This window comes from Daeguia caeni, assembly GCF_042653845.1.
In the GTDB taxonomy this organism is placed as follows: Bacteria; Pseudomonadota; Alphaproteobacteria; order Rhizobiales; family Rhizobiaceae; genus Brucella; species Brucella caeni.
In genome coordinates this window covers 216,253-242,684 of the sequence record NZ_JBHSEL010000053.1, presented here as the reverse complement: position 1 = coordinate 242,684, position 26,432 = coordinate 216,253, and the positions used below count along the sequence as shown (strand labels likewise).

Sequence of the window (26,432 nt, the reverse complement as noted above, 5' to 3'; positions counted from 1 at the left end):
AGTTGTACCTAAATGAGTGTGCGATTTCCATTAGGGTAAGGTTATAGAAAGGGGGCTCTGATGGTTCAGCTGATGAAAGCGGCAGTCTTTGTCGAGAAAAACCGTATTGTGCTTGAAGACAAGCCTGTTCCGGATGTCGGGCCACTGGATGCGCTGATCCGCATCACCACCACCACGATTTGCGGCACGGATATCCATATCCTCAAGGGAGAATATCCCGTCGAGAAAGGGCTGACCATTGGGCATGAGCCGGTTGGCATCATCGAAAAACTGGGCTCTGCTGTCACCGGCTATCAGGAAGGCCAGCGTGTGATTGCCGGTGCGATTACGCCATCCGGCCACAGCTATGCCTGTCTGTGCGGATGCGGGGCGCAGGATGGTGCGGGCAGCAAACATGGCTTCCGGGCGATGGGGGGCTGGAAATTCGGCAATACGATCGATGGCTGTCAGGCCGAATATGTGCTGGTCAAGGACGCCATGGCCAATCTGAGCCCGATCCCGGATCACCTGAGCGATGAAGATGTGCTGATGTGCCCGGACATCATGTCGACCGGCTTTTCAGGTGCGGAAAGCGGCGGGGTGAAGATTGGCGATACGGTTGCCGTTTTTGCGCTTGGGCCGATTGGTCTGTGTGCCGTGGCAGGTGCCCGGCTGATGGGAGCGACCACGATCATTGGCGTGGATACGCTGCCTGAGCGCATGAAGGTTGCGCGCGGGCTTGGCGCTGACCATGTCATCGATTTCAAGGCGGGCGATCCGGTCGAGCAGATCATGGAACTCACGGATGGGCGCGGCGTGGATGTCGCCATTGAGGCGCTTGGCACGCAGAGCACGTTTGAATCGGCCTTGCGCGTCCTGCGTCCCGGCGGAACCCTCTCAAGTCTGGGCGTCTATTCGACAGATCTCAAGATTCCGCTTGATGCCTTTTCGGCTGGCCTTGGCGACAAGCGCATTGTCACCACACTGTGCCCCGGCGGCAAGGAACGGATGCGCCGGCTGATGGAGGTTTGCGCTTCTGGTCGTGTTGATCTGAAGCCGCTGGTCACCCATCGCTTCAAGCTCGATGACATCGAAAAGGCTTATGATCTGTTTGGCAATCAGCGTGATGGCGTGCTGAAAGTGGCCATCCAGCCATGATGGCTGCCTGAAGGACAGGCGCATTGCCTGAATTCTGGCATTGTCCATGTGCGATCATGGGCAATGCCCTGATTTTCATATTCCCGGCTCTTGAACCGTGCATATTTTGCCTGCCGGAGCGGTTTCGGCGCTAGCATATTCATGTTGAGAATAATGATGCCCGGCATGAACTGCTTGCCAAGTGGGTCATTAGCGGCAACATTGCTGCAATGTTTACGATTGCTACATTCAATGTTGAAAATCTGATGCGCCGGTTTGATTTTTCCGGTTTTCGCAATCAGTTGCATCAGGATCGCAGCCTGCAATTGTTTGAAATCAGCGATGAGGAGCAATATCGCCTGCTCGAACAGGCACGCACGATGGCGCATACGGATGATACGCGCCAGCTCACCGCGCTTGCCATTGCCGATACGCGCGCCGACATTCTATGCCTGCAGGAAGTCGACAATCTCGCCGCGCTCAATGCGTTTGAATATGGCTATCTGTTCAAAATGATCGGTCATGGCTATCGCCGGAAATATCTGGTTGATGGCAATGATTCCCGCGGCATCGATGTGGCTGTGCTGGTGCGCGACGAAACACGCGATGGCAAGCCGATTTCCGTCGATGCGGTGACCAGCCATGCCCATGTGACCTATACGGATTATGGGCTTTACGATCCTGTTCTGGCCGAGCTTGGCATTGAGCCGCATGACCGTATTTTCCGGCGCGACTGCCTCAACATTGATCTGCGCATTGGCAACAAGCCCTTGTCGCTGTTTGTCACCCATCTGAAGTCCATGACCGGATCGCGCAATGGGTTTGATGGGCGAATTGCCTCATTGCCCATTCGACAGGCGGAAACGCGGGCCATTCGCCGCATCATTGAAGACAAGTTCGGCGCGAACAGGGCAGCCGAACGGCGTTGGCTGATCTGCGGTGATTTCAACGATTATCGCGAACGCATCGTCATTACGGGTGACCGCTGGAATGGCTATGACTTCACGCCGGTCCGGGAAGAGCAAAGCGCGCTCAATGAATTGCTGGATGATGGTTTTGCCGTCAATCTGGTCGAGCGGCGTCCGGTGATGGATCGCTGGACGCTTTATCACACCCGCGGTCCGGAAGAGCGCCATCTCTGTCAGCTCGATTACATTCTGGCCTCGCCATCATTGGCGGCCAGGAATGAAAAGGCTGTGCCGGCAATCATCCGCAACGGCCAACCTTACCGTACGATCTTTCCGCCTGATCAGGTGGTGGAGCGCTATCCGCGTACCGGATGGGATCGGCCAAAGGCAAGCGATCATTGTCCTGTCGCCGTGACGCTTAACGTGGTTTGAAATCCGGCATAAGCAGTTCCAGGAAAAGTGGGAACCGGTTTTCCGCCCGGGAACTGCGGAAAAACAGGCAGTTCCAGGAAAAGTGGGAGCCGGGTTCCTGTCCAGACTGCGATAAACAATATTAGAGCAATCAGCGTTTCCGTGAAAATCTGAATTGCTTTAAGCTGCCGCATCAGTTGCATCAGCCATGGGAACAGGTTTCATGGATCGCGTCGCAGAAAATACGGTTCTGACTGTCGAGCGCGTTGATGTTCGCATCGTGCCGGGGGCGCTTGATTATGCTTTGGAGAATCATGCAGCCATCCGCGCCAACTGGCAACGTGAATGCGCGGCCAATCCCAGCCTTTATGATGGTGAGATTTATCTTGCACCTGAAGCGCGGCTTGAGCATGGTGTGCTTACGGCAGGCTTCAGACGCACGAGCTTTGCCACGCTGATGCATTGGCGGCGCGATCCGGCACGCATGCGTCCATGGCATATTTTCAGTGTTGGCGTGATTACCTCACGGGAAGGCGATCTCATCGCGGCTGAAATGGGCCACGGACATGCCATTGCCGGGCGCATCTATTTTCCCGCCGGCACAGTCGACAATCAGGATATTGTGGATGGCCGGGTTGACTATAATGCCAATATGCTGCGCGAGGTGCGCGAAGAGACCGGGCTTGATCTTGGGCAGGCCCGGATGGAGCCGCATTTCAATCTCGTAACCAGCAACCGCAGCATCGCCCTGTTCCGCCGTTTCCGGTTCGATGCCTCTACATGGGAGCTGGTGGCTGCGATCAATGATTTTCTTGCCCGCCAGTCCATGCGGGAACTGGCAAGGATCATTCCGGTCAGCCGTGCCGGTCAGCTTGGAGAGGCTACGCCGCCTTATGTGCGGGCCTTTGCCGATTGGCATTTTATGAATTCGTAAAAACCTGCAAACAATCAATGACAGCGCCGTCAAATTGTTTATGCTCAATTTTGTCGGGAGCACTGGCAATGGAACCGGTTGCAGTTTGGGCGAGGAGACTGTTTAGCGAGCGAGGACGTTGCGTATGACGAATGTGATCGCGTCAGGTCGGTATTACGAGATTTTTGATGTTTTCTCCGACAAGGCCATGGCAGGCAATCCTCTGGCGGTGGTGCATGAATGCTCAGGCCTCAATGATGCGCAGATGCAGGCGATTGCACGTGAGTTCAATCTTTCCGAAACCATCTTTCTGCTGGAACCGGAAAACAAGACGCATACGGCTTCCGTTCGCATTTTTACACCCGAATATGAGCTTCCCTTTGCCGGTCATCCGACGGTCGGGGCGGCCATCTCGCTGGCACGTCGCCGCCATGAGGGCAAGGAGCCGGGCCTTCTGATCGCACTGGAGGAAAAGATCGGCCTTGTGCGCTGTGGCGTGGTTCTGGGCGAGAACAACAGCGCCTTTGCCGAATTTGATCTGCCGATCCTGCCGCGACGCCTCGATGTGAAAATCGAAAAGGAGGAAGCCGCCGCCGCGATCGGTCTCGGCACGCATCAGATTGGTTTTGAAAACCATGTGCCGGCAGTCTGGAGTGCTGGGACACCGTTTTTGCTGGTGCCGGTGCATAATCTGATTGCCGCGGCCAAGGTGTCGATCGATCCGGTCTATGTCTGTGAGAGCCTGCCACATGTCGATGGCAGGCCGTTGCCGATCTATGTCTATTGCCGTGATACCATCCTGTTCGACAGCCATTTTCATGCGCGCATGTTTGCGATCGGCGCCAATGTGTTTGAAGATCCCGCAACCGGGTCGGCGGTGGCCGCTTTTGCCGGTGCGGTGCAGGAAAATGATCAGCCGGTCGATGGGGCAACCCAGTTCTGGATCGAACAGGGCATGGAGATGGGGCGGCCGTCACGCATCCGGCTTGAGCTCGATGTGGAAAGGCAGAAACTCACTTCCGTGCGTATTGGCGGATCAGCGGTGAAAATTGCCGAAGGCCGTCTGTTCGTGTGACTAATTTTTGTTTTTAATCAAGGTATTGGCTGAGAATTATGATAAATTGAATCTCAGCTTGGGCACCATATGGGGATACGCACCATGATGATCAGGGAATTGTCGGATTATGATGTTCGCGATATGATCCAGCATGCGAGCGTGGGGCGGATGGCCTATATTCTGGACGATCGTCCTGTCATTGTCCCGATGGGATTCCGTTTCAGTGGCGGCTCGCTTTATTCATTCACAACTGATGGACAGAAAACGGCTGCGCTTGCCAGAAACAATGCGGTTTGCGTGCTGTTTGACGATATTCAATCGCGCACCAAATGGCGCTCGGTGGTTGTTCATGGACGTTATCATAGGATCGAGGGGGAGCAGGAAAAGGCAGCCTTGGTGAAACTGTTTTCGGATTTGCCGACCTGGTGGGAGCCTGCCTATGTGCGCATGGTGAAACAGGACGGCGAGGAGCGCAAGCTTTCGCCAGTCTTTTTCCGTGTCGATATTGAAAGTGCAACCGGCCGTGAGGCCGGTTGAGCCACGCCTGATGCGCTGAGAGCAATCCAGATTTTCACGGAAATGCCGATTGCTCTGACATATTGTTACTTTACTGTTCCGGACAGAAACCGGTTCCCGTTTTTCCTGGAGCTGCTTGTTTTCCCGCAGTTCCCGGGCGGAAAACCGGTTCCCACTTTTCCTGGAACTGCGTTAGCGAACAACCAGTACCGGAATATGGCCGCGGGTAAGCACTTCATTGGTCTGGCTGCCAATGATGAAGCTCTTGAGGCCGCGTCGGCCGTGTGAGGCCATGACGATCAGGTCAATATTCAGTTCCTGTGATTTTTCGATGATCGCTTCTGCGGCATGCATGGCGCTGACATGCAGCGGCTCGATGGTCAGGCCGAGTTCCTGCGCCTGTGCCTGCACCTTGTCGAGGATTTTCTGGGCGAATTCTGTCCGTTCCTTTTCATAGACTTCGATGAAGGCTGGCGTGTCGATCCAGCCGCCCGGCAGGCCGGAGGCAGAGTAGGGGGCGGTGACAGTCATCACCGTCACCTTGGCACCGAGCGCCTTGGCGAGTTTGAGCCCGTGAGTGACGCCACGTTCGGCGAATTCAGATCCATCCGTAGTAATAAGAAGCTGTTTGTACATTTTGCCCTCGCTCTTGTCGCACGGTTTCATTCATGAATTTAAGGACTATATGAACAAGATCAAATCCTTTCGGCAGTAAGCTGCTCTTGTGCAACATAAAGTGAAACGGATCTCCTGATGCCACTCGATTGCGACGCCTTTCATGCAAGCTGGGTTGCGACCGTGCTCAATCTCGACTGGCCTTCACGGGCTTCCCTCGCAATCAGCGACGATGCCGAGCGGGTGAAACAGCAAAAGCGCGAATTGCAGCGTCTGTTTGATGAGGCGCAAGACCATGGGCTCAATGCGGTCATTTTTCAGGTCTCGCCGACGGCGGATGCCTTTTATCGGTCAGACTATTTGCCATGGTCTGCCTATCTGACCGGCACGCCCGGCAAGGATCCGGGATTTGACCCGCTGCAGTTTGCCATCGATGAGGCGCATAAGCGCGGCATTGAACTTCATGCCTGGCTTAATCCCTATCGCGTTGCCATGGATACCGAACCGGCGACGAGAGCGGCCCTGTCGGCAAGCCTGTCGGGTGGGCGGGACAGCGTCTACAAGACCCATCACGACTGGGTTCGCATTGCCGCCGGGCGACTTGTGCTTGATCCGGGCATTCCGCAGGTACGCAAATGGGTAGGCGATATCGCCGCCGAGGTCGTGCAGAAATATGATGTCGATGGCATCCAGTTCGACGATTATTTCTATTATGAAACGGCCGGCTCCAGGCTTGATGACGATGAGACCTTCAGGCGCTTTGGCACCAGTTTTGCCAGCAAATATGACTGGCGGCGCTACAATACGGAAATGCTGGTGCGCGAAATTTCTGAGCGGGTTAAGACAATCAAGCCCAAAGCGCGTTTTGGCATTTCGCCGGGCGGGGTGTGGCGCAACAAGGCGGATGATCCGCTTGGTTCTGCAACGCGGGCAGGCAAGACCAATTATGACGGCGATTTTGCCGATACGCGGGCCTGGGTCAAACAGGGCCTCGTCGACTATATCGCACCGCAGATCTATTGGTCACATGGGCGCAGGGATGTGCCCTATGATGTGCTGGCCCGATGGTGGGCGGATGTGGTGCGCGGCACGAAAACCGATCTTTATATCGGCCTGGCGCTTTATCGTGCGGGTGAATCTTCGGCCTCGGAGCCCGGATGGACGGATGAGAACGGCGTTGGCGAGATCAGGCGACAGCTTGAACTCAATGAAAAACTGCCTGAGGTAAAGGGCAGCATTCTGTTCCGACATGGTTTTCTGTCTGATCCAAAACTGAAGCCGGTTTCGGATTTTTTCAAAAAACGCTGGGGCGCGTGTCGAAAGCGCCAGTAATTTTTCTAGTCTTTTGATTGAAATCAAAGAGCCGGATTTGGGGCGGTGCTAGACAATATTTGTTCGTCGCGTCCACCAGCGCGTGAACGTCTTCCGGGGTGCCGTCCCGGCTACCCAGGCCTTCTCCCAGGCACCCCGGTATATCGAATCTGTCGAGCGCATGAGCGCGATCTTTCGCAACGTCGTTTTATCGACAGCCAGCGGGTGCTGGCGACGTTGTTCTCCTCTATTTCACCAATACAGCACCCGCGCCCTCCCAAGGCTGTGATGTGAATTGTGATATTCATGAATATTTTGCAGCAAGTCCGTTGCAGGGCAGAAATGTGATTTCTATGCTTGTGCAAGAATTTATTGATTTCTGAACAGTGGGGAATTGGCATGGCGTTAGACCGTCGGAAGTTTTTGTTTGCGGGCCTTGCCGTCATACTGGCCGCCGGCGGCTATTATGCATGGAAGAATTTGAACGGATCCAGTTTGCCTGAAGGCATTGCTTCGGGCAATGGCCGTATCGAAGCGGTCGAGATTGATGTGTCCACCAAGACGGCAGGGCGCGTGCGTGAAATTCTGGCCAGAGAAGGCACCTTCGTGAAGGCAGGTGATGTGCTGGCGCGCATGGATACCGATCTTCTTGACAGCCAGCGCAAACAGGCCGAGGCACAGTTGCGGCGTGCTGAAATCGGTGTTGAAACGGCCCATGCCCTGGTTGCACAGCGCAATGCGGAGCGGGCTGCCGCCGATGCGACCGTGGCCCAGACCGAGGCGCAGCTTGATGCCGCCAATCGCCGTCTGGCGCGTTCTGAACAGTTGACCGCCTCGCGCACGGTTTCGCAGCAGGTTCTGGATAATGACCGCGCCGCAGCCAAGGCGGCAGAGGCTGCCGTCAATCAGGCGAAAGCCCAGCTTGCGGCAACGGAAGCGGCCATTGGTGCTGCCAAGGCGCAGGTCGTGGATGCGGAAGCTGCGGTTGAGGCGGCCAGGGCTGCGATTGCCGCCATTGAAGTCCAGATCAATGATGCAACATTGCGTGCGCCGACGGATGGCCGCGTGCAATATCGCGTGGCTGAGCCGGGCGAAGTTCTGGGCAGTGGCGGGCGCGTGCTCAGCATGGTTGACCTCAATGATGTCTATATGACCTTCTTCCTGCCGACGGCGCAGGCTGGACGGGTGGCGATTGGCGCGGATGCGCGCATCGTGCTTGATGCGGCACCGCAATATGTCATTCCGGCTTCGATCAGCTTTGTCTCCGATGTGGCGCAGTTCACGCCCAAGACGGTTGAAACCGAGGAAGAACGGCAGAAGCTGATGTTCCGCGTCAAGGCCAAGGTGCCGGAAGAATTGCTGCGCAAATATGTCCAACAGGTAAAGACCGGCCTTCCGGGCGTTGCTTATGTCAAGCTTGATCCGAACGCCGAGTGGCCGAGCCATCTTGCGGAAACTGTAGAATGAACGAAACGGCGACAGGGGCTGAGGGCGCTGACCGATTTGTCGTGCGTGCTGCGGGCGTCGGGCTTTCTTATGGCAAGGTTCGCGCGCTCAACGATGTCACGCTGGATGTTCCGGCCGGGTGCATGGTGGGGCTGGTCGGCCCGGACGGGGTTGGCAAATCCAGCTTGCTTTCGCTGTTTGCCGGGGCGCGGCGCATGCAGCAGGGCCATATTGAGGTTCTGGGCGGCGATATTGCCAACAAGCGTCATCGTCAGTCTGCCTATCCGCGCATTGCCTATATGCCGCAGGGGCTTGGCAAGAATCTTTATCCGACCCTGTCGGTTTTTGAGAATATCGATTTTTTCGGCCGGCTGTTCGGGCAGGACGAACGGGAACGCCAGCGTCGCATCAAACATCTGCTGACGCGCACGGGCATGTCGGCCTTTGCCGACCGGCCGGCCGGAAAGCTGTCGGGCGGCATGAAGCAGAAGACCAGCCTGTGCTGTTCGCTGATCCATGATCCTGATCTCTTGATTCTGGATGAACCGACGACGGGTGTCGATCCCCTGTCGCGCCGTCAGTTCTGGGAACTGATCGATGATATTCGCAAGGATCGCCCTGGCATGAGCGTGATCGTGGCCACCGCCTATATGGAGGAGGCCGAGCGGTTCGACTGGCTGGTGGCGATGAATGATGGCGCGATTCTGGCAACCGGAACGCCGCAGGAATTGCTTGCGCACACCAAAACCTCCAATCTGGATGCGGCCTTTATCGCGCTTTTGCCGGAAGAACAGCGCCGTGGCCATCATGATGTGGTCATTCCACCACGCGCGGTCAGCGGGGATGACAATATAGCCATTGAGGCGGAAAATGTGACGGTGCGTTTTGGCAAGTTCACCGCCGTCGACAATGTCAGTTTCCGTATCCCGCGCGGGGAGATTTTTGGCTTTCTCGGTTCCAATGGCTGCGGCAAGACCACCACGATGAAGGTGCTGACCGGACTTCTTCCGGCAAGCGAAGGTACGGCCAAACTGTTTGGCCGCGCGGTCGATCCCAATGACATCGATATACGCCGCCATGTTGGCTATATGTCGCAGGCATTTTCGCTCTATTCGGAACTGACGGTGCGGCAGAACCTGGAACTCCATGCAAGGCTGTTCCAGATGGAGCCGGATGAAACCGCACGCAGAATCAAGGAACTGACAGAACGCTTTGATCTTGTCGATGTTATGGACACGCTGCCGGACGCTTTGCCGCTGGGCATGCGCCAGCGTCTGTCGCTTGCGGTTGCGCTCATCCATTCGCCAAGCATACTGATCCTCGACGAGCCGACATCGGGGGTTGATCCGGTCGCGCGCGATGAATTCTGGCAGATTCTGGCGGAGCTTTCGCGCAAGGATGATGTGACGATTTTCGTTTCGACACATTTCATGAATGAGGCGGAACTGTGTGACCGCATTTCGCTGATGCATGCCGGCAAGGTGCTGGTCAGCGATACGCCCAAGGCAATTACGGCAAGCCGCAATGCTGCAACGCTGGAAGATGCTTTTGTTGCCTATCTGGAAGAGGCGATTGGCGATAGCGGCAAGGCTGCGCAAGAACCAGAACCGCTTGAAGAGGTCGAGCCTGTCACAGATCATGCGCAGTACAGGAAACGCAGATCTGGCCTGTTGCCGAATTTCCGGCGCATGTTCGCCTATACGCAGCGCGAGGCGCTAGAATTGCGGCGCGACCCCATCCGCGCCACCCTTGCCCTGGTTGGCAGTCTCATTTTGATGTTCGTCATGGGCTACGGCATCAATATGGATGTCTCCAACCTTTCCTTTGCCGTGCTTGATCGTGACGACACGGTTGCAAGCAGGCAGTTGTCGCAGGAAATTGCCGGGTCGCGTTATTTTACCGAAAAGCCGCCAATCATCGATTATGATGATATGGATCGGCGCATGCGCAATGGTGAAATCAGCCTGGCCATTGAAATCCCGCCGAATTTCGCACGCAACATAGCCCGTGGCCATACGGTAGAGATCGCAGCCTGGATCGATGGTGCCATGCCCATGCGTGCTGAAACGGTGAAGGGCTATGTGCAGGGCGTTTATGCCAACTGGCTGAGCCAGAAAACACGCGAACTTTATGGTTCCGCGGCGACATTGGGCAATTTCAATATCGAAATCCGCTATCGCTATAATCCGGATGTGCAGAGCATCGTGGCGATGGTGCCGGCGATGATCCCGCTTCTGTTGCTGATGATCCCGGCCATGTTGTCGGTGCTGAGCATTGTGCGCGAGAAGGAGCTTGGCTCGATCATCAATTTCTATGTGACGCCGGTGACCAAGCTCGAATTCCTGCTCGGCAAGCAATTGCCCTATATTGTGTTGGCCTATTGCAATTTCCTGATCCTGCTCTTTGCGGCGATCTTCATCTTCAGGGTGCCGTTTACCGGCAGTCTGCTGACCTATTGCGCGGCAGCCCTGCTTTATGTCACCGTGACAACGGGCATGGGGCTGGTGTTCTCGACCTTCCTGAAAAGCCAGATCGCGGCAATCTTTGGTACCGTACTCCTGACCCTTATTCCGGCGATCCAGTATTCCGGTATCATTGACCCGGTATCCGCGCTGCAGGGGGCGGGTGCCCTGATCGGTCGCATTTACCCGACCACCTATTTCGTGATCATTTCGCGCGGCAGTTTCTCCAAGGCGCTTGACTTTGGTGACCTTGGCGCTTCGTTCCTGCCGCTTCTGATCGCCATTCCGGTGCTGACAATAGCGAGCGTCCTGCTCCTCAAGAAACAGGCGGACTGAGATGAGGATCAGCAATGTTTTCCAGCTCGGCATCAAGGAACTGCGCGGTCTGTTCCGTGACCCGGTTCTACTGATCCTGATTGTCTATGCCTTTTCGCTTGCCATCTATACGGCGGCAAAGGCCATGCCGGAGACCCTGAACAATGCGACGATTGCCATTGTGGATGAAGATCAGTCGCCGGTCTCAAGCCGCATCATCACGGCCTTCTATCCGCCCTATTTCGTGCCGCCAAGACTCATTACCGTGAACGAGATGGACAGCCGCATGGACGAGGGGCTGGATACATTTGCGCTTGATGTTCCGCCCAATTTCCATCGCGATCTGCTGGCCGGTCAATCGCCGACAATCCAGCTCAATATTGATGCGACGCGCATGAGCCAGGCCTTTACCGGCGGCGGCTATATACAGAATATCGTCACCAACGAGGTGAACGAATATGTCAATCGCTATCGCGGCGACAGTTCCGTTCCGGTCACGCTCAATCTGCGCGCACGCTTTAACCCCGATCTGGATCAAAGCTGGTTTGGTGCCATTTCCAATGTCATTTCGTCGGTGACGATGCTGTCCATCATCCTGACAGGGGCGGCACTGATCCGTGAGCGCGAACATGGCACGATCGAGCATCTGCTCGTCATGCCTGTAAGCCCGGTGGAAATCATGATCAGCAAGATCTGGTCGATGGGGCTGGTGGTGCTGATTGCCTCGGCCTTTGCGCTGGTATTCGTTGTGCAAGGGATTTTGCACGTGCCGATCCAGGGCTCCATATTGCTGTTTCTGGTGGGGGCGGCCCTGCAGCTTTTTGCCACGACCAGCCTTGGCATTTTCCTGGCAACGGTTGCAGGCTCCATGCCGCAATTCGGCATGTTGCTGATTCTGGTTCTCATCCCCATGCAGATGCTGTCCGGCACAATGACGCCGCGTGAAAGCATGCCAGAAATCATCCAGAACATCATGCTGGCAGCCCCCAATACGCATTTTGTCATTCTGGCGCAGGCGGTGCTGTTCCGTGGCGCGGGGCTTAGTGTTGTCTGGCCGCAACTGCTTGCACTTTTCGTGATCGGATCGCTGCTGTTCCTGTTTGCGCTGCGCCGGTTCAGGGCATTCCTGAAATAGAAAACGTCTTTAAAATCAAAAGGATTTTTGAAAAATATGAGAATGTGATTCCAGGACGTGTTGTGGCATGGCTATTGCCATGCTTCCGACGGTGTTGCGAATCCGCATAGGCATTGCTATGCCTGTATGCAGAAGACGGTTCCGCCGTAAAAAGCGGATGAAAAGGGAACGCGGTGCGATCATTGGATCAAGGCCGCGACTGCCCCCGCAACTGTAACCGGAGAGCGATCCTCCTAAGACCGGAAACGGTCATGGCCACTGAACGCGAATGCGATTGGGAAGGTGGAGGTAAGGCAAAGACCCGGAAGTCAGGAGACCTGCCGTGTTCTGTCACCCATGCCTGGATACGGGGTGTGTCCATGCGCGGCTTTCCGTAGCGGTGACATTCGAACAATGTTGCCGCAGGTGCGGAAGTGAAACGCCAATCATTTCTCGGTCTGCGGTCTGGCTTTGCCCTCAGGCGGGAGAAATGAAATGCGCATATCCAATCATCTTGTATCTCTGGCAGCGACAGTTTCCATTCTGGTGCCGGCAGGCGTCATGGCGCAGCCTGTGGCAGTAAACGATGAGACGGTCGTACTGGATACGATCGTGGTCACGCCGCTGCGCCGCGCCGGTTCGCTGGCGCGTTCGACATCATCGATGATCGTGATTGACCGGGCAGAGATCGAGCGCTCTGCGGCAACCGATCTGCAGTCGCTGCTCACAAACTATAATGGCATCACGGTCAATGCGAATGGCGGCATGGGGGCGGCATCCTCACTCACGATACGCGGCATGTCATCGATGCAGACGGTGGTGCTGATCAATGGCGTGCGCACTGCTTCGGCTACGACCGGTGCAACTTCCCTTGCCAATATTCCATTGAGTGCCATTGAGCGTATTGAAATTGCCAAGGGGCCGCATTCGGCGCAATATGGCGCGGATGCCATAGGCGGTGTGGTCAATGTCATCACCAGACAGGGTGGGCTTTGCGGGGACAAGGCCTATTGCGGCAGTGTTTCGGCTGGTGTGCTTTATCCGTGGGGAGGCTATACCTCTGCCAATCTGCAAGGCCGCAGCACGGATGGGGTGGATTATGCCATCGGTGCTGCCCTGATTGGAACCGAGGGCTATGATTTCACCGCACCCGACTATTTTGGTCACGAGCCGGACAAGGATGGTTTCCTGCAGGGCTCGTTCAATCTCGCGCTGTCGAAGGATTTTGATTGGGGCAAGATCTATGCCGATGGCCTGTTGAGCCGTAGCCGGATTCGCTATGACAATAGCTATCCCTATCGCAACGAGGCCTATGCAACCGCTTTCACCGGCAAGGTTGGAACGCGCATCGACCACAGTGAGGACTGGTCGTCGACGGTTGAATTCAGCACAGGTCTTGATCATTCGCGCGATTTCCGCAAGGGTGTGCCGGGTTTTGACCGTTTCCAGACCGTACGTACGGGCCTGCTTGCCACAAGCACAAGGGAATTCGAGACCGGCAAGGTCTCGCATAGCCTGACGGGCGGTGTCGAAGCCTATCGTGAACAGGTCAATTCAACCACTGCTTATGATGAAAAGGCGCGCAATCTGGCTGCCGTCTATGGGCAATATTCGCTCGAATATGAGGCGCTTACAGTCGATAGCGGTGTGCGTTATGACTATAACCAGCAGTTCGGCGATGTCGTGACCTATAATCTTGGCGCAAGCTATGCGATCCTGCCGGACTTGGTCATGCGGTCATCCTTCGGCACCGGCTTCCGCGCGCCGACTTTCAACGAGCTTTATTATCCGTATTTTGGCAATCCCGATCTGCAGCCAGAAAAATCGCGCTCGTATGAAGTCGGGCTGAACTGGAAGGTGACCGAAGCAACGAGCCTTGATCTTGCCGTCTATCAAAACCGGCTCAAGGATGCGATCATCAGCGTCGCGCCGACCTATCTGCCTTACAACATTGCCCGCGCCAAGGTGACCGGCCTTGAAGTGGAACTGTCACACCGTTTCAATGAGCGCTGGTCGGTGAGGGGCAGTTTTGAGTATAAGCAGCCGATCGATGAAGACACCGGCAATGACCTGGCCTATCGCGAAAGGGTCAAGGCAGCAGGCGAGCTGAGCTTCAAGGCGCTTGACAGTCTCGATCTGACCGGCCGGCTGCGCTATGGCGGCTCGCGTTATGCCAATGCGTCCAATACGGAAAAGCTTGATCCCTATGTCACGGCCGATCTGGTGGCGGTCTATTCCTTTGATGAACAGTCAAAGCTCAAGGTTTCGGTGGAGAACTTGTTTGACAAGGATTATCAGACGGTATCCGGTTATGTTGCACCTGGCCGCACGATCAATGTCGGTCTGACGCGTAATTTCTGAGGACGGCTCGAATTGAATCGTGGCATGGCAAAGAAATGGAAAGTCGGACTGGCTCTGTGGCTAGGGCTGGTTGGCTGGGTCTTTTCTGCGGCTCATGCCACGCAAACAACCCCAAGGAAAATCGTCTCGATCAATGTCTGCACGGATCAGCTTGCCATGATGCTGGTGGGCAAGGATCAGTGGCTTTCCGTATCCCGGCTGGCGCTTGACCCGGAACTGTCCGTTCTTGCCGCTGAAGCGGAGAATTACCCGATCAACAATACAGATGCGGAAGAGATTTTTCTCATGAAGCCCGATCTGGTGCTGGCGGGTACCTATAATTCGCGCGCAACGGTTGCCATGCTGCGCAAGCTTGGGCTTCGGGTCGAGGAATTCGAGCCGACCCTGTCCTTTGACGATATTGCAGAGCAGATGCTGCGCATTGGGGCGTTGATCGGGCGTGAGGAAGAAGCCAGACGCCAGATCGCGCAGATGAAAGCTGATCTTGCGGCAATCAAGAGACCTGAACAGCGCAAGACACTCGCGCTTTATTATGCCAACAGCTATACGGCGGGCCGGGGTACGCTGATTGATGATGCTGTGCGGCTTGCAGGCTTTGACAATCTGACGGATCGCATTGGTGTGGAAGGGGCCGCACGCCTGCCGATGGAATTGCTGGTGATGGAAAAGCCGGACGTGCTGGTGTTGAGCAAACGCCAGTGGACGCCAGCGCTTGCAGAGGAAAATCTGGCCCATCCGGCGATTCATCGCATGGTGAGCGACGCACGACTGATTGAACTGGATGACAAGCTGACAGTATGTGGTGGGCCGTTCAGCGTGGAGGCCGTGGCACGTTTGGCGGAGGCCGGGCGTGACTGACACGATGCGTTATGGGCTGCTGCTGTTTGGACTGGTGCTGATCGTGGTGGTTCTGTCCTTCTGGTCACTGTTGACCGGGCCTGCACCCATTCCCATGCGCGACAGCCTGCATGCGCTTTTGTCGGGCGAGAGCGAGGCGATCGCGCTTGTTGTGCGTGAAATACGCCTGCCGCGCACTCTGCTTGCGCTGATGATCGGTGCGTCACTTGGGCTTTCCGGGGCTGCCCTGCAGGGCTATCTGCGCAATCCTCTGGCAGAGCCAAGCATTCTCGGGGTCAGTGCTTCGGCTTCGCTTGGGGCGGTGATTGCGATATATACCGGCCTGTCGCTGGCCTTTCCGCTGGCACTGCCGCTGATGGCGCTCGCGGGGGCAGTGGTTTCGGTCTTTCTGGTCAAGCTGCTTGCCGGGCGTGGTGCAAGCGCCCTTGCGGTGATCCTTGCCGGCGTTGCCGTCACCAGCCTTGCCGGGGCCATGACGGCGCTCGCGCTTAATATTTCGCCCAACCCCTTTGCGGCCATGGAAATCGTGTTCTGGATGCTTGGCTCGCTCGCCGATCGTTCGATGGTTCATGTGGCGCTGGTTGCCCCGTTCATTGTCATCGGCTGGCTCATGCTCTTGTCGCTGGGGCGCGCACTGGACAGTCTCACGCTCGGCTCGGATGCTGCAGAAAGTCTCGGTGTCAGTCTATCGCGGGTGCAATGGCTGGCGGTTCTGGGTACGGCCTCATGTGTTGGCGCCTCGACTGCCGTGGCAGGTGCAATTGGTTTCGTCGGTCTTGTGGTGCCGCATATTCTGCGCCCGCTGGTGGGTGCACGGCCGTCGCGTCTCCTGGTGGCAAGCGCGTTTGGCGGGGCGGCACTTCTGCTTGGCGCTGATCTTGTCGTGCGGCTGACCATGCGCGGTGATGAGCTGAAGCTTGGCGTCTTGACGGCTCTGATCGGCGCGCCATTCTTTCTGTGGCTGATCTTCAAATATCGGAGGCAGTTGCTGTGACTGTGCTGAGCGTTCAAAATCTTGGCGCCATGCTTGGCGGCAGAGCTGTCCTCAATGACATCAGCTTTGAAGCAGGTCGCGGCGAGCTGATTGGCCTGATCGGGCCGAATGGCGCAGGCAAGACAACGCTTCTGCGCTCAATTCTGGGGCTTGCGCCGGCAAAAGGCAAAATTGCGTTCGATGGCCGCGACATGGCTGCGTTGCGCAGGACTGAAAAGGCCGCATTGATTGCCTATCTGCCGCAAGAGCGGGATGTCGCCTGGCCTATTACCGTCGAGATGCTGGTTTCGCTGGGAAGACGGGCGCTGAAAGCGGCCTTTGTCGGGCTTAATGCGCACGATGCGGCAAAGATTCAAGCCGCCATGGAACAGATGGATATTGTGGGTTTTCGCGATAGGCCGGCCGATGCGCTATCCGGCGGTGAACGGGCGCGCGCGCTGATTGCGCGTGTGCTTGCCCAGGATACACCGCTGATTCTTGCCGATGAGCCGGTGGCAGGCCTTGATCCAGCACATCAACTGGGGCTGATGGAAAGTCTTGCGGCAGAGGCAAGAGACGGGCGCACGATCATCGTGTCGCTGCATGATCTAGGGCTTGCCGCGCAATATTGTACCCGGCTGATCCTGATGGACCGGGGGCAGGTGGTGGCGGATGGCGTGCCGGAGACCGTGCTGACGCAACAGCGCCTGAGCGATGTCTATGGGATCGAGGCGCATATCCTGCGCCTGGAAGGGCAGTTTCTCATTCTTCCAAAGGCACGTATTCAGCGCTGAAGCCAGTCTTTAACGGTGCTTGTGGAAGATCATGAACAGGGCAAAAGCGGCAAGGCCAACAGCCATGAAACCCTGAATGATAAAGATTGTATTCATCCTGATGACTTTTCACATGAGGTGGGGGAAGGGCATGCGGGTTGGAGGGAGGCTCTGCGTGGGCCGGCACTCCAGAGCCTGTTATATGCTATAGCACCCAATGGTAGTAAAGCGGCAAGAGCAACTTTATGTTGAGGCAAGCTGCAACGATCAGAGGGCGGCAAAGCCTTTCTTGAGGTCATCGATCAGGTCGGCTGTATCCTCAATGCCGATCTGCAGGCGGATGACCGGGCCAGGATAGTCGCGTTTGGTCACAGTGCGGTCACTCAGGCTCACCTTCACGGCGAGGCTCTCATAACCGCCCCAGGAATAACCTAGGCCAAAGATTTCCAGCGCATTGAGGAACCTGTAAGCCTCCGCATTGCCGCCTTGCTTCAGCACAAAAGAAAAGACGCCGGACGAGCCGCTGAAATCGCGCTTCCAGATATCATGACCCGGATGGCTTTCAAGGGCAGGGTGGAGAACCTGTGCGACGGCGGGATGATTTTCAAGCCAGCGGGCAATTTCGAGCGCGCTTTTGCGATGATGTTCCAGCCGCAGTTTCATGGTGCGCAGACCGCGCAATATCTGATAAGTGTCATCAGGTGCTGCGCAAAGGCCCAGCGTGCCGTGAGTTTCGAGCAGTTGCGGCCAGCATTTTTCATTGGCCGAAACCATGCCGAACAGAATATCGGCATGGCCGGACGGATATTTCGTGGCAGCATGAATGCTGACATCGACGCCAAAATCGAGCGGCCTGAAATAGAGCGGTGTCGCCCATGTATTGTCCATCAGGACAACTGCGCCAGCCTTGTGCGCCTCGTCAGCGATGGCCGGAATATCCTGGATTTCAAACGTATTGGAGCCTGGGGATTCGGTGAAGACGACCTTGGTATTGGGGCGCAGCAATTGTGCAATGTCTGCGCCAATTTCCGGCTGGTAATATTCCACCTCGACACCCATGCGCTTCAGGATCGTATTGGCAAAGTGCCGGGTTGGCCCGTAGACGGAATCGACGATCAGAGCATGGTCGCCGCAGGATAGAAAAGCAAGCAGCGGCAGCGTGACAGCAACAAGACCGGAGGGAACCAGAACCGTGCCGGCCGAGCCTTCAAGCCCATTGACCGCATTGGCCAGTGCATCGCTGAGCGGGGTGCCGCGTGTGCCATAGGTATATTTCTGCCCGCCCGTGGCCATGGTTTCGGCATTGGGGAACAGCACGGTCGAGCCGCGAACGACAGGAGGATTGACGAAACCGTAATAATCGTCTGCGGAATAGCCATCATGGGCAAGACGGGTGTTTATCCCAAGCTTCGACATATCAATCTTCTTGTTAGCCACGAAATCGCCTCCTGATGGTGATCTATCGCTTTACGCAATCCGTCTCATCGATAAGCCGCGATTCGTAGCGATGCAAGCCACGTCTTGGGAGGGAACAGGACGCAGTCTGCATGTATGGGCATGAATTGTGATCGGTCGCACTTCAGAAAGCAGGAATGAATGGGCACAACTGTGAAAGCCATGGTTTCAAATCCCTTTCGACTGGCGCTTGCGCTTGCGGGCGCGCTGTCAAGGCCAGCCTCTGCCGGTGCGCAACCCGTCTGGATGCAACGGATGACGCTGATGGTCGTGCTGCTCGTGCCGCTTGTCGTCCTGCTTCATGCCTGGGATGCGGACATTTCCCGTCAAGTGCAGGCAGGAACAGGGTTTTTCATGGATTCCGTGCGCTTTGCCACGGATTTTGCGCGCACAGCCTACTGGTTTGCCGCGGCCTTGCTGATCTGGTTGCTTTCGGCCCTGTTTCTTTATCCGGCCAGCCCCGTGCGCAACAGTCCGTGGCTGTTAAAGGCCAATTGGTGGGCAACACTGGTGCTGTTGTCGATTGTAGGGGCTGGCATTCCGCTAAAACTCATTAAAATTGCAGTCGGACGTGCCCGGCCCTATCTGCTTGAAAGCCTCGGCCCCAGGGCTTTTGATCCGTTCAATGGCGCAGATCTTTACCAGAGCTTTCCGTCGGGCCATTCCATGATGGCCGGCATTCTGATGGTGTCATTGTGGATATTTTTTCCATTTTTGCGCGTGGTGACGGTCATGATCTGCCTGTTACTTGTCTTCAGCCGCATGGCTATCGGGGCACATTATCCGAGCGATGTCGTTGCTGGATTTGCAACGGGTCTGATCATGACATGCTGTGTGGCCCGCTACATGGCTGCGCGAAATATTATTTTTTCAACCACGGACGGTTGCATGCTGCCTGACGTATAATTTGGTTGGCAGAGTGCTGCAGAAAGCCGTGACGGTTGGAATATCGTATTATTAAAATATTGAAAGAGAATAATAATTCAGTTTTATGTGTAATCTCTAAACTTCCTTCCATTCATTATTTGGAATATACCCAGTACTGGGCAAATTGTGTAAAAATCGTCATTTTGAATAAGGGGATTTCACCGCAAAGACAGGCTGTGGCGAGTTATTTGACTTGACCGGAGACGAAATTTCAACTTCGATATGGAGTGTGAAGGAGGCGGCTGAACTTCTCGTAATTAGGAAAAGAGGGCTCTACTGCTCGTTGAGAATGTTGGCTGCTAAATGGAAGGAGACAAGGGATCGGGGGGGCTGCCTCGGCCGAAACCTGTGTCTGACAAATAATATGATCAAGAGGCGCGGCAGATTTGGTTCTGCGTCTGTGCTCGTAGGGAACAAAGGTTGCAAGCCAGATGAAAAAAACTGCATTGATGGGCCTATTGGGGGTAGCTGCGCTGCTGGGCGCTGCAACAGGGGCATCGGCCGACACACTCTCGGATGTAAAAGCGAAGGGATATTTGCAGTGCGGCGTGAACACAAGCCTGCCTGGCTTTTCGGCTCCCAATGACAAGGGAGAATGGACTGGTTTCGACGCGGATTATTGCCGTGCTGTCGCTGCGGCGATTTTCGGCGATCCCAGCAAGGTCAAGTTTACACCGTTGAACGCGAAAGAGCGCTTTACCGCCCTGCAGTCGGGCGAAGTTGACGTGCTGATCCGAAATACGACCTGGACCATCAGTCGCGATACGTCGCTTGGCCTCGATTTCGCAGGCGTCAATTATTATGACGGCCAGGGCTTCATGATCAATGCCAAGAAGCTCGAAGGCATCAATTCCGCCCTCCAGCTTTCCGGCGCCTCCATCTGCGTTCAGTCCGGCACGACGACGGAACTGAACATGGCGGACTTCTTCCGCACCAATAAGATGGAATATAATCCGGTCGTGTTCGAAAAGGTTGAGGAAGCCAATGCGGCCTATGATTCCGGCCGTTGCGACGCCTATACGACCGACCAGTCCGGCCTTTATGCCATCCGTCTGACGCTGGCCAATCCGGAAGACCATGTCATCCTGCCTGAAATCATCTCCAAGGAACCGCTCGGCCCGGCTGTGCGTCAGGGTGACTCTAAATGGGCTGATATTGTGCGCTGGACGCATTATGCCCTGCTGAATGCCGAGGAATTCGGCATCACCCAGGCCAATGTCGAGGAAATGAAGAAGTCGGACAATCCGGAAATCAAGCGTCTGCTTGGCGTTGAGGCCGATACCAAGATCGGTGCGGATCTGGGCCTGGACAATGACTGGGTTGTGAACATCATCAAGGGCGTTGGCAATTATGGCGAAATCTTCGAGCGCAATCTCGGCTCTGGCAGCCCGCTCAAGATCGCCCGTGGTCTGAACGCCCAGTGGTCGAAGGGCGGCCTGCAGTACGGCATGCCTATTCGCTAGGATTTGGCGGCGCGTCACGGCTTGGTGGCGCGCCGTTCTTTCGTATGTCAGTCATCGGTGTTGCGCTGCCGCATCAATGTTGAGACGCGGCATCCGTGCGGCTGTTCGCAACCGTAAGACATAGGCCCATAACCGGATCTCTTTCCATGACCGGATCCTGTCTGTCGTATGGGGCACAATGGTCTGTGTGATGGGCCTTTGCCTGATGACATTGGCGTCTGACCTGTTTCAAACGCAACCTCGACGTGTCGATAGTTACGATTGCATTGTGCTCCGCTTCGGCCTGATCGGCAGGTGATGGTGGCAATTGGTGACTGGGCACAAGACACGGTGAATATATGGCATCCAATTCTTCAATGAGCGAAAACCAGGCTGGAGGTATCCCGTTGCTCTATGATCCGCGGGTGCGCGGAATCGTCTACCAGCTATTGGTTTTTGTGGCCATTGTCGCGCTGGTTTATTGGATTGTGGGCAATACAGTTGCCAATCTGCAGCGTGCGCATATCGCTTCGGGCTTTGGTTTTCTGCGCGGTCGTGCTGGTTTTGACATCAGCCAGACCCTGATTCCCTATACCAGCGATTCAACCTATGCGCGGGCGCTTCTGGTGGGGCTGCTCAATACGCTCTATGTCTCGGCGCTGGGCGTGGTGACGGCGTCCATAGTCGGATTTCTCGTTGGCATTGGTCGTTTGTCGCGCAACTGGCTCATCCAGAAATTATGCACGATCTATGTCGAGATTTTCCGCAACATCCCGCCATTGCTGGTCATTTTCTTCTGGTATTTCGGCGTTCTGTCGGTGCTGCCGCAGGCGCGTGCCAGCCTGTCGCTGCCGTTTGGCAGCTATCTCAACAATCGCGGCTTCTTTCTGCCTGCCCCCGTTTGGGGAGAGGGGGCAATCCTTGTCCTGGCAGCCTTGATTGCCGGCATTGTGGCAAGCATTGTCATTGCACGCTGGGCGTATAATCGCCAGATGGCCACAGGCAGGCAGTTTCATACTGCGCGCGCGGCAGTCGGGCTGATTGTCGGCTTGCCATTGCTCGCCTTCATCGTGACAGATTTCCCGGTCTCATTCGAATATCCGAAGCTGGGTGCCTTCAATCTGACGGGCGGTGTGCAGATCAAGCCGGAATTTCTGGCCCTGTTTCTGGCCTTGTCCTTCTATACCGCCGCCTTCATTGCCGAAATCGTGCGTGCGGGCATCATGGGGGTCAACAAGGGACAGACTGAGGCGTCCTATGCCTTGGGCCTGCGCTCGGGGCCGACCATGCGGCTCATCATCATTCCGCAGGCCCTGCGCATTATCATTCCGCCGCTTTCAAGCCAGTATCTCAACCTGATCAAGAACTCATCGCTTGCTATTGCCATCGGCTATCCGGATCTGGTGGCTGTTGGCGGCACAATTCTCAATCAGACAGGCCAGTCAGTGGAAATCGTGGCGATCTGGATGACGATCTATCTCGGCATCAGCCTGATTACCTCCGCTTTCATGAACTGGTTCAACGCCAAGATGGCTTTGGTGGAGAGATGAGCATGGCAAATACAGATATCCATTACGTTCGCAGCCATATGGTTGCACCGGAAGCACCGCCACGCTCGGTTCATGGCATGGCGCATTGGCTGAGAACAAATCTTTTCTCCTCGCCGCTCAACAGCATGCTCACCATTTTTGGTCTGCTGCTGGTGGCATGGTTCCTGCCGCCAGTCATTCAATGGCTGTTCATCAATGCCGTGTGGACGGGAGAAAACCGTGCTGTCTGCTCGACCATTGCGCAGGGCGGTATCCAGCCGGATGGCTGGTCGGGCGCCTGCTGGGCTTTTGTCAATGCCAAGCTGGGACAGTTCATTTATGGACGCTACCCAATTGATCAGCGTTGGCGTGTCGATGTCACGGCCCTGTTGTTCGTGATCCTGCTCGTGCCGCTTCTGATCCCGCGCATCAAGCACAAGGTGTTTAACGCGATTCTGTTCTTCTGTGTCTTCCCGGTCGTGGCCTTTTTCCTGCTGGTCGGCGGCTGGTTCGGGCTTCCCTATGTGGAAACCCCATTGTGGGGCGGGCTGTTGGTGACGCTTGTTCTGTCCTTTGTCGGCATTACCATGTCACTGCCGCTTGGCATCCTGCTGGCGCTCGGGCGCCGTTCGCATCTGCCGGTCATCAAGGCGCTGTCGGTGATCTTCATCGAGACCATTCGCGGTGTGCCGCTGGTGACGGTCCTGTTCATGGCAAGCGTCATGCTGCCTTTGTTCCTGCCGCCAGGCATCACCTTTGACAAGCTGTTGCGTGCCCTGATTGGTGTGGCCCTGTTTGCCTCAGCCTATATGGCCGAAACCATCCGTGGTGGTCTGCAGGCCATTCCGCGCGGCCAGTATGAAGGAGCTGACGCATTGGGGCTGAGCTATTGGCAGAAAATGGGACTGATCATCCTGCCGCAGGCGCTCAAACTCGTCATTCCGGGCATTGTGAACAGCTTTATCAGCCTGTTCAAGGATACAAGCCTTGTCTATATCATCGGCATGTTCGATCTGTTGGGTATTGTTCGACAGAACTTCGCAGATTCAAATTGGGCATCGCCACAAACACCAGCGACAGGATTGGTTTTTGCCGGTTTTGTTTTCTGGATTTTCTGTTTTTCCATGTCACGATATTCTATATTTGTAGAACGTCGGCTCGACACGGGTCACAAACGATAAATGAAGGGAATTCTGGAGATGAGTGCACAGCCAAGCACCCTTCCACAATCAGATGTCGAAGTTGACCGCTCGAAGATGCAGGTCTCGAAGACCGACGTCGCTATCGAAATCATCAACATGCACAAGTGGTATGGTGATTTCCATGTTCTGCGGGACATCAACCTGAAAGTCATGCGCGGTGAGCGCATTGTCGTGGCAGGTCCGTCGGGTTCGGGCAAGTCGACCATGATCCGCTGCATCAACCGTCTGGAAGAACACCAGAAGGGCAAGATCATTGTTGATGGAACAGAGCTGACCAGTGATCTGAAGAAGATTGACGAAGTGCGCCGCGAAGTCGGCATGGTGTTCCAGCACTTCAATCTCTTCCCGCATCTGACCATTCTGGAAAACTGCACGCTGGCGCCGATCTGGGTGCGCAAGATGCCAAGGAAACAGGCGGAAGAGGTGGCGATGCACTTCCTCGAACGCGTCAAGATCCCGGAACAGGCGCATAAATATCCGGGTCAGCTTTCTGGTGGTCAGCAGCAACGCGTGGCGATTGCCCGCGCACTCTGCATGAACCCTAAGGTGATGCTGTTTGACGAGCCGACCTCAGCGCTTGATCCGGAAATGGTCAAGGAAGTGCTGGATACGATGGTAAGTCTTGCTGCCGAAGGCATGACCATGATCTGCGTCACGCACGAAATGGGCTTTGCCCGTCAGGTTGCAAACCGCGTGATCTTCATGGATCAGGGGCAGATTGTTGAGCAGAACTCGCCTGAGGAATTCTTCGACAATCCGCAGCATGAGCGTACCAAGCTCTTCCTGAGCCAGATCCTGCATTAACGGTACCGTTTCGGTTTGTGCTGAACACCCGTCAGTCGCTGGCGGGTGTTTTGTTTTGGCCTTCCGGGACACCGTCTCTGAAAGAAACATGCCGTCCTTTCAGGACCTGGGCCTGTCATCTCAAGGCCAGGGATCGGTCCTGGCAGACAGCTGATCAATCCAGGAAGCATGTCATCCGATACCAGCGGGGGATTGGGCTGCGAATGCCGGGTCGCTTCCAGGAAGGCTCAAGCGATCCGAATCCGGCATGTATCATTCCTGTGCGGCCTTCAGGGGAATGATCGAAATCCCGCAATCAGGCCGCAATGGCGCCTGCGGCATCATACTCATAGAGCCAGTCTAGATCGGCAAGGAAGGCATCTGCGCTGCGGGCGGCAAAGAGCAGGTTGCGGCCAAGCGCGAAAATGCCGGTTGCATGATAGGCAAAGCGGTTCATCTGCCCCCGTTTGGCGACGGTGGCAAGGCGGGCCTTGCGAACGGTATCGAATTTACGCAAGCCGGCGGATCTGTCCGGCATGTCGAGGGCCGCGGCAAGGGCAGCGGCATCCTCAATCGCCATGGCTGCCCCTTGTGCGGCAAATGGGGTGACGGCATGCGAGGCGTCTCCGAGAAAGATGGTTCGATCAGCGCCAACAAATTGCGCCTTTGGCATCTGGAACAGAGGCCAGTATGTCCAGTTTTCCGTTGCCGCCAGAATATCGCGCACTGGCTGCGACCATTGTGCGAAATGCTTCCGAAGCCTTGTGCTGTCTCCGCTGCGCGACCATAGCTTGCCCGGATTCTCACCCTTGGTGATTGCGACGAAATTGAAGCTTTTGCCTGCCTTCACCGGATAGGCGATGAAATGGGAATTCGGTCCAAGCCAGGCGGATACGGCGGTTTTTTGCGCAAGTGCGCTGGCAAAGGAATCGGGCAGACTGTCTGTTGCGAGCGTCGTGCGCCAGGCAATATGGCCGGAAAATTCCGCACCGTCGAGACGCGCTTCCGCGCGCGCCTGCGACCAGACGCCGTCGCAGGCAAGGTGATAATCGACATCAAGCGATTGCAGTTTGCCATCGCGCTCGATCACGCAATGGATCGTTGCACCATTCACCGACCTGGTGCTGACCGTGGCGTTCAGGGCGATGGTGATGTTTGCGTGTTCGCGGCAGGTTTCAAGCAGGGCGGCCTGCAGATCTGCACGGTGGCAGACCCAGTAAGGATTCTGCCATCTTTGTTCGGCCTTTTGCCCTAGCTCCATGGCAAGCAACGGGCGGGCGCTGCGGCCATCCACCAGATAAAGCGTGTCAGGCGTGACAGCATTGGGCGCCAGATGGTTTGCCACGCCGAGACGCTGCAAATGCCGCATCGCATTGGGAGCAAGCTGCAGACCGGCGCCAACTTCGGTGAGTTTGGCTGCCTTTTCGACAATCAGCACCTTCCAGCCACGTGCAGACAACTCAAGTGCCGCGCTTAAACCTGCAACGCCGGCACCGGAAATCAGAATTTGCCCATGACGGGAACTGGTCATATGATCAGCGGCGCAACACCGTCCCAGTTTCAGGCAGCCTGTTCGGCCGAAATGTCATAGGTGCAGCCGGCTGGCTGCGTTTCATCTGCATGCAGCGCGGCATTGTAACGGTAATGCGTCGAGCAATAGGGGCAGACGATCTCATGATCATCGCCCATGTCGAGATAGATATGCGGATGATCGAAAGGCGGGTTGGCGCCAACGCACATGAATTCCTTCACGCCAATTTCGATGCTGTTATGACCAGCGTCGTTCTGGAAATGCGGAATGATGTGATCGGACATGACAGGCTCCGGCTCTTGTGAATGAAGGCGCTATATTCCCGAAAGGATTTAGCGCGAAAGTCTTGTTTCCGGAAGCGTTTTCATCAATTCTGAAGACAATGCAAGTGAATTGCTGTCAAACTGTCATGGA

The 26,432-nt window shown here is 55.9% G+C and carries 23 protein-coding genes and 1 riboswitch; of the genes, 18 read left to right on the top strand and 5 right to left on the bottom strand.

Features of this window, described 5'->3' with window-relative positions:
- The first annotated feature begins 60 nt into the window (after nt 1-60).
- Nucleotides 61-1,137, top strand: a complete 1,077-nt coding sequence (locus ACFO1V_RS09060; RefSeq protein ID WP_374829238.1) for an NAD(P)-dependent alcohol dehydrogenase — start codon at nt 61-63, stop codon at nt 1,135-1,137.
- Here ACFO1V_RS09060 and ACFO1V_RS09055 read toward each other — a convergent pair.
- Nucleotides 1,098-1,424: a hypothetical protein gene (locus tag ACFO1V_RS09055; RefSeq protein ID WP_374829682.1), complete on the bottom strand. Its 327-nt coding sequence runs from the start codon at nt 1,422-1,424 to the stop codon at nt 1,098-1,100. The genes ACFO1V_RS09060 and ACFO1V_RS09055 overlap by 40 nt on opposite strands.
- Here ACFO1V_RS09055 and ACFO1V_RS09050 point away from each other — a divergent pair.
- The 4 genes from ACFO1V_RS09050 to ACFO1V_RS09035 all read left to right on the top strand — a co-directional run bounded on the left by ACFO1V_RS09050 (nt 1,347) and on the right by ACFO1V_RS09035 (nt 4,942).
- Complete coding sequence (locus tag ACFO1V_RS09050; RefSeq protein WP_374829240.1) at nt 1,347-2,456, top strand: endonuclease/exonuclease/phosphatase family protein; 1,110 nt, start codon at nt 1,347-1,349, stop codon at nt 2,454-2,456. The two genes, ACFO1V_RS09055 and ACFO1V_RS09050, sit on opposite strands and share 78 nt — an antisense overlap.
- Before the next feature lie 202 nt (nt 2,457-2,658).
- Entirely contained in the window at nt 2,659-3,369 is a 711-nt protein-coding gene (locus ACFO1V_RS09045; RefSeq protein WP_374829242.1) for an NUDIX hydrolase, read from the top strand.
- A 124-nt stretch (nt 3,370-3,493) separates the two neighbouring features.
- Nucleotides 3,494-4,423: a PhzF family phenazine biosynthesis protein gene (locus ACFO1V_RS09040; RefSeq protein WP_374829244.1), complete on the top strand. Its 930-nt coding sequence runs from the start codon at nt 3,494-3,496 to the stop codon at nt 4,421-4,423.
- Between the two features lie 84 nt (nt 4,424-4,507).
- Nucleotides 4,508-4,942, top strand: a complete 435-nt coding sequence (locus tag ACFO1V_RS09035; protein ID WP_374829246.1) for a pyridoxamine 5'-phosphate oxidase family protein — start codon at nt 4,508-4,510, stop codon at nt 4,940-4,942.
- A gap of 171 nt (nt 4,943-5,113) precedes the next feature.
- Here the strand turns inward: ACFO1V_RS09035 and ACFO1V_RS09030 are convergent, their stop codons facing one another.
- Nucleotides 5,114-5,557: a universal stress protein gene (locus ACFO1V_RS09030; RefSeq protein ID WP_374829248.1), complete on the bottom strand. Its 444-nt coding sequence runs from the start codon at nt 5,555-5,557 to the stop codon at nt 5,114-5,116.
- Between the two features lie 117 nt (nt 5,558-5,674).
- Between ACFO1V_RS09030 and ACFO1V_RS09025 the strand changes: the two genes are divergently transcribed.
- The 8 genes from ACFO1V_RS09025 to ACFO1V_RS08990 all read left to right on the top strand — a co-directional run bounded on the left by ACFO1V_RS09025 (nt 5,675) and on the right by ACFO1V_RS08990 (nt 17,170).
- The gene (locus ACFO1V_RS09025) at nt 5,675-6,868 is read left to right on the top strand and encodes a glycoside hydrolase family 10-like protein (RefSeq protein ID WP_374829250.1); all 1,194 of its coding nucleotides are present in this window, start codon (nt 5,675-5,677) and stop codon (nt 6,866-6,868) included.
- A gap of 378 nt (nt 6,869-7,246) precedes the next feature.
- Nucleotides 7,247-8,314 (top strand): HlyD family secretion protein, encoded by a 1,068-nt coding sequence (locus ACFO1V_RS09020; protein WP_374829252.1) that lies wholly within the window; start codon nt 7,247-7,249, stop codon nt 8,312-8,314.
- Nucleotides 8,311-11,091, top strand: coding sequence for a ribosome-associated ATPase/putative transporter RbbA (rbbA, locus tag ACFO1V_RS09015; protein ID WP_374829254.1), 2,781 nt, complete (start codon nt 8,311-8,313; stop codon nt 11,089-11,091). The genes ACFO1V_RS09020 and rbbA overlap by 4 nt, the downstream gene beginning before the upstream one ends.
- A gap of 1 nt (nt 11,092) precedes the next feature.
- A complete protein-coding gene (locus tag ACFO1V_RS09010; RefSeq protein WP_374829256.1) occupies nt 11,093-12,205 on the top strand; it encodes an ABC transporter permease in 1,113 nt (370 codons plus the stop codon).
- A 119-nt stretch (nt 12,206-12,324) separates the two neighbouring features.
- A riboswitch (cobalamin riboswitch) is annotated at nt 12,325-12,544 on the top strand.
- Nucleotides 12,545-12,679: 135 nt separating this feature from the next.
- The gene (locus ACFO1V_RS09005; protein WP_445438782.1) at nt 12,680-14,545 is read left to right on the top strand and encodes a TonB-dependent receptor domain-containing protein; all 1,866 of its coding nucleotides are present in this window, start codon (nt 12,680-12,682) and stop codon (nt 14,543-14,545) included.
- Nucleotides 14,546-14,569: 24 nt separating this feature from the next.
- Nucleotides 14,570-15,403, top strand: a complete 834-nt coding sequence (locus tag ACFO1V_RS09000) for an ABC transporter substrate-binding protein (protein WP_374829258.1) — start codon at nt 14,570-14,572, stop codon at nt 15,401-15,403.
- A 4-nt stretch (nt 15,404-15,407) separates the two neighbouring features.
- On the top strand, nt 15,408-16,397 hold the full coding sequence (locus tag ACFO1V_RS08995; RefSeq protein ID WP_374829660.1) for a FecCD family ABC transporter permease: 990 nt from the start codon (nt 15,408-15,410) through the stop codon (nt 16,395-16,397).
- Entirely contained in the window at nt 16,394-17,170 is a 777-nt protein-coding gene (locus tag ACFO1V_RS08990; protein ID WP_374829260.1) for an ABC transporter ATP-binding protein, read from the top strand. The genes ACFO1V_RS08995 and ACFO1V_RS08990 overlap by 4 nt, the downstream gene beginning before the upstream one ends.
- A 246-nt stretch (nt 17,171-17,416) precedes the next feature.
- Here the strand turns inward: ACFO1V_RS08990 and ACFO1V_RS08985 are convergent, their stop codons facing one another.
- Entirely contained in the window at nt 17,417-18,586 is a 1,170-nt protein-coding gene (locus ACFO1V_RS08985; RefSeq protein WP_374829262.1) for a cystathionine beta-lyase, read from the bottom strand.
- Nucleotides 18,587-18,745: 159 nt separating this feature from the next.
- On the opposite strand from ACFO1V_RS08985, the gene ACFO1V_RS08980 reads away from it, so the two are divergent.
- From ACFO1V_RS08980 to ACFO1V_RS08960, 5 genes are all read left to right on the top strand, one after another.
- Nucleotides 18,746-19,510, top strand: a complete 765-nt coding sequence (locus tag ACFO1V_RS08980) for a phosphatase PAP2 family protein (RefSeq protein WP_374829264.1) — start codon at nt 18,746-18,748, stop codon at nt 19,508-19,510.
- 452 nt (nt 19,511-19,962) lie between these two features.
- On the top strand, nt 19,963-20,994 hold the full coding sequence (locus ACFO1V_RS08975; RefSeq protein ID WP_374829266.1) for an amino acid ABC transporter substrate-binding protein: 1,032 nt from the start codon (nt 19,963-19,965) through the stop codon (nt 20,992-20,994).
- A gap of 338 nt (nt 20,995-21,332) precedes the next feature.
- Nucleotides 21,333-22,523 (top strand): amino acid ABC transporter permease, encoded by a 1,191-nt coding sequence (locus tag ACFO1V_RS08970; protein WP_374829268.1) that lies wholly within the window; start codon nt 21,333-21,335, stop codon nt 22,521-22,523.
- 2 nt (nt 22,524-22,525) lie between these two features.
- On the top strand, nt 22,526-23,683 hold the full coding sequence (locus ACFO1V_RS08965) for an amino acid ABC transporter permease (protein WP_374829270.1): 1,158 nt from the start codon (nt 22,526-22,528) through the stop codon (nt 23,681-23,683).
- An 18-nt stretch (nt 23,684-23,701) separates the two neighbouring features.
- Nucleotides 23,702-24,508 carry an amino acid ABC transporter ATP-binding protein gene (locus tag ACFO1V_RS08960; RefSeq protein WP_374829272.1) on the top strand — a complete coding sequence of 269 codons (807 nt, stop codon included), beginning with the start codon at nt 23,702-23,704 and terminating at the stop codon, nt 24,506-24,508.
- Between the two features lie 295 nt (nt 24,509-24,803).
- Here ACFO1V_RS08960 and ACFO1V_RS08955 read toward each other — a convergent pair whose 3' ends face one another.
- Both ACFO1V_RS08955 and ACFO1V_RS08950 read right to left on the bottom strand, forming a co-directional pair.
- Complete coding sequence (locus ACFO1V_RS08955; RefSeq protein ID WP_374829274.1) at nt 24,804-26,018, bottom strand: FAD-binding protein; 1,215 nt, start codon at nt 26,016-26,018, stop codon at nt 24,804-24,806.
- Between the two features lie 29 nt (nt 26,019-26,047).
- Nucleotides 26,048-26,302: a zinc-finger domain-containing protein gene (locus tag ACFO1V_RS08950; protein ID WP_374829276.1), complete on the bottom strand. Its 255-nt coding sequence runs from the start codon at nt 26,300-26,302 to the stop codon at nt 26,048-26,050.
- Nucleotides 26,303-26,432: the final 130 nt, after the last annotated feature.

Excerpts from the sequence above, each read along its gene's own strand:
- ACFO1V_RS09060 (WP_374829238.1), top strand. The coding sequence starts at position 61 with ATGGTTCAGCTGATGAAAGCGGCAGTCTTTGTCGAGAAAAACCGTATT.
- ACFO1V_RS09050 (WP_374829240.1), top strand. The coding sequence starts at position 1,347 with ATGTTTACGATTGCTACATTCAATGTTGAAAATCTGATGCGCCGGTTT.
- ACFO1V_RS09055 (WP_374829682.1), bottom strand. The coding sequence starts at position 1,424 with ATGCAACTGATTGCGAAAACCGGAAAAATCAAACCGGCGCATCAGATT.
- ACFO1V_RS09045 (WP_374829242.1), top strand. The coding sequence starts at position 2,659 with ATGGATCGCGTCGCAGAAAATACGGTTCTGACTGTCGAGCGCGTTGAT.
- ACFO1V_RS09040 (WP_374829244.1), top strand. The coding sequence starts at position 3,494 with ATGACGAATGTGATCGCGTCAGGTCGGTATTACGAGATTTTTGATGTT.
- ACFO1V_RS09035 (WP_374829246.1), top strand. The coding sequence starts at position 4,508 with ATGATGATCAGGGAATTGTCGGATTATGATGTTCGCGATATGATCCAG.
- ACFO1V_RS09030 (WP_374829248.1), bottom strand. The coding sequence starts at position 5,557 with ATGTACAAACAGCTTCTTATTACTACGGATGGATCTGAATTCGCCGAA.
- ACFO1V_RS09025 (WP_374829250.1), top strand. The coding sequence starts at position 5,675 with ATGCCACTCGATTGCGACGCCTTTCATGCAAGCTGGGTTGCGACCGTG.
- ACFO1V_RS09020 (WP_374829252.1), top strand. The coding sequence starts at position 7,247 with ATGGCGTTAGACCGTCGGAAGTTTTTGTTTGCGGGCCTTGCCGTCATA.
- rbbA (WP_374829254.1), top strand. The coding sequence starts at position 8,311 with ATGAACGAAACGGCGACAGGGGCTGAGGGCGCTGACCGATTTGTCGTG.
- ACFO1V_RS09010 (WP_374829256.1), top strand. The coding sequence starts at position 11,093 with ATGAGGATCAGCAATGTTTTCCAGCTCGGCATCAAGGAACTGCGCGGT.
- ACFO1V_RS09005 (WP_445438782.1), top strand. The coding sequence starts at position 12,680 with ATGCGCATATCCAATCATCTTGTATCTCTGGCAGCGACAGTTTCCATT.
- ACFO1V_RS09000 (WP_374829258.1), top strand. The coding sequence starts at position 14,570 with ATGGCAAAGAAATGGAAAGTCGGACTGGCTCTGTGGCTAGGGCTGGTT.
- ACFO1V_RS08995 (WP_374829660.1), top strand. The coding sequence starts at position 15,408 with ATGCGTTATGGGCTGCTGCTGTTTGGACTGGTGCTGATCGTGGTGGTT.
- ACFO1V_RS08980 (WP_374829264.1), top strand. The coding sequence starts at position 18,746 with ATGGGCACAACTGTGAAAGCCATGGTTTCAAATCCCTTTCGACTGGCG.
- ACFO1V_RS08975 (WP_374829266.1), top strand. The coding sequence starts at position 19,963 with ATGAAAAAAACTGCATTGATGGGCCTATTGGGGGTAGCTGCGCTGCTG.
- ACFO1V_RS08970 (WP_374829268.1), top strand. The coding sequence starts at position 21,333 with ATGGCATCCAATTCTTCAATGAGCGAAAACCAGGCTGGAGGTATCCCG.
- ACFO1V_RS08965 (WP_374829270.1), top strand. The coding sequence starts at position 22,526 with ATGGCAAATACAGATATCCATTACGTTCGCAGCCATATGGTTGCACCG.
- ACFO1V_RS08960 (WP_374829272.1), top strand. The coding sequence starts at position 23,702 with ATGAGTGCACAGCCAAGCACCCTTCCACAATCAGATGTCGAAGTTGAC.
- ACFO1V_RS08955 (WP_374829274.1), bottom strand. The coding sequence starts at position 26,018 with ATGACCAGTTCCCGTCATGGGCAAATTCTGATTTCCGGTGCCGGCGTT.
- ACFO1V_RS08950 (WP_374829276.1), bottom strand. The coding sequence starts at position 26,302 with ATGTCCGATCACATCATTCCGCATTTCCAGAACGACGCTGGTCATAAC.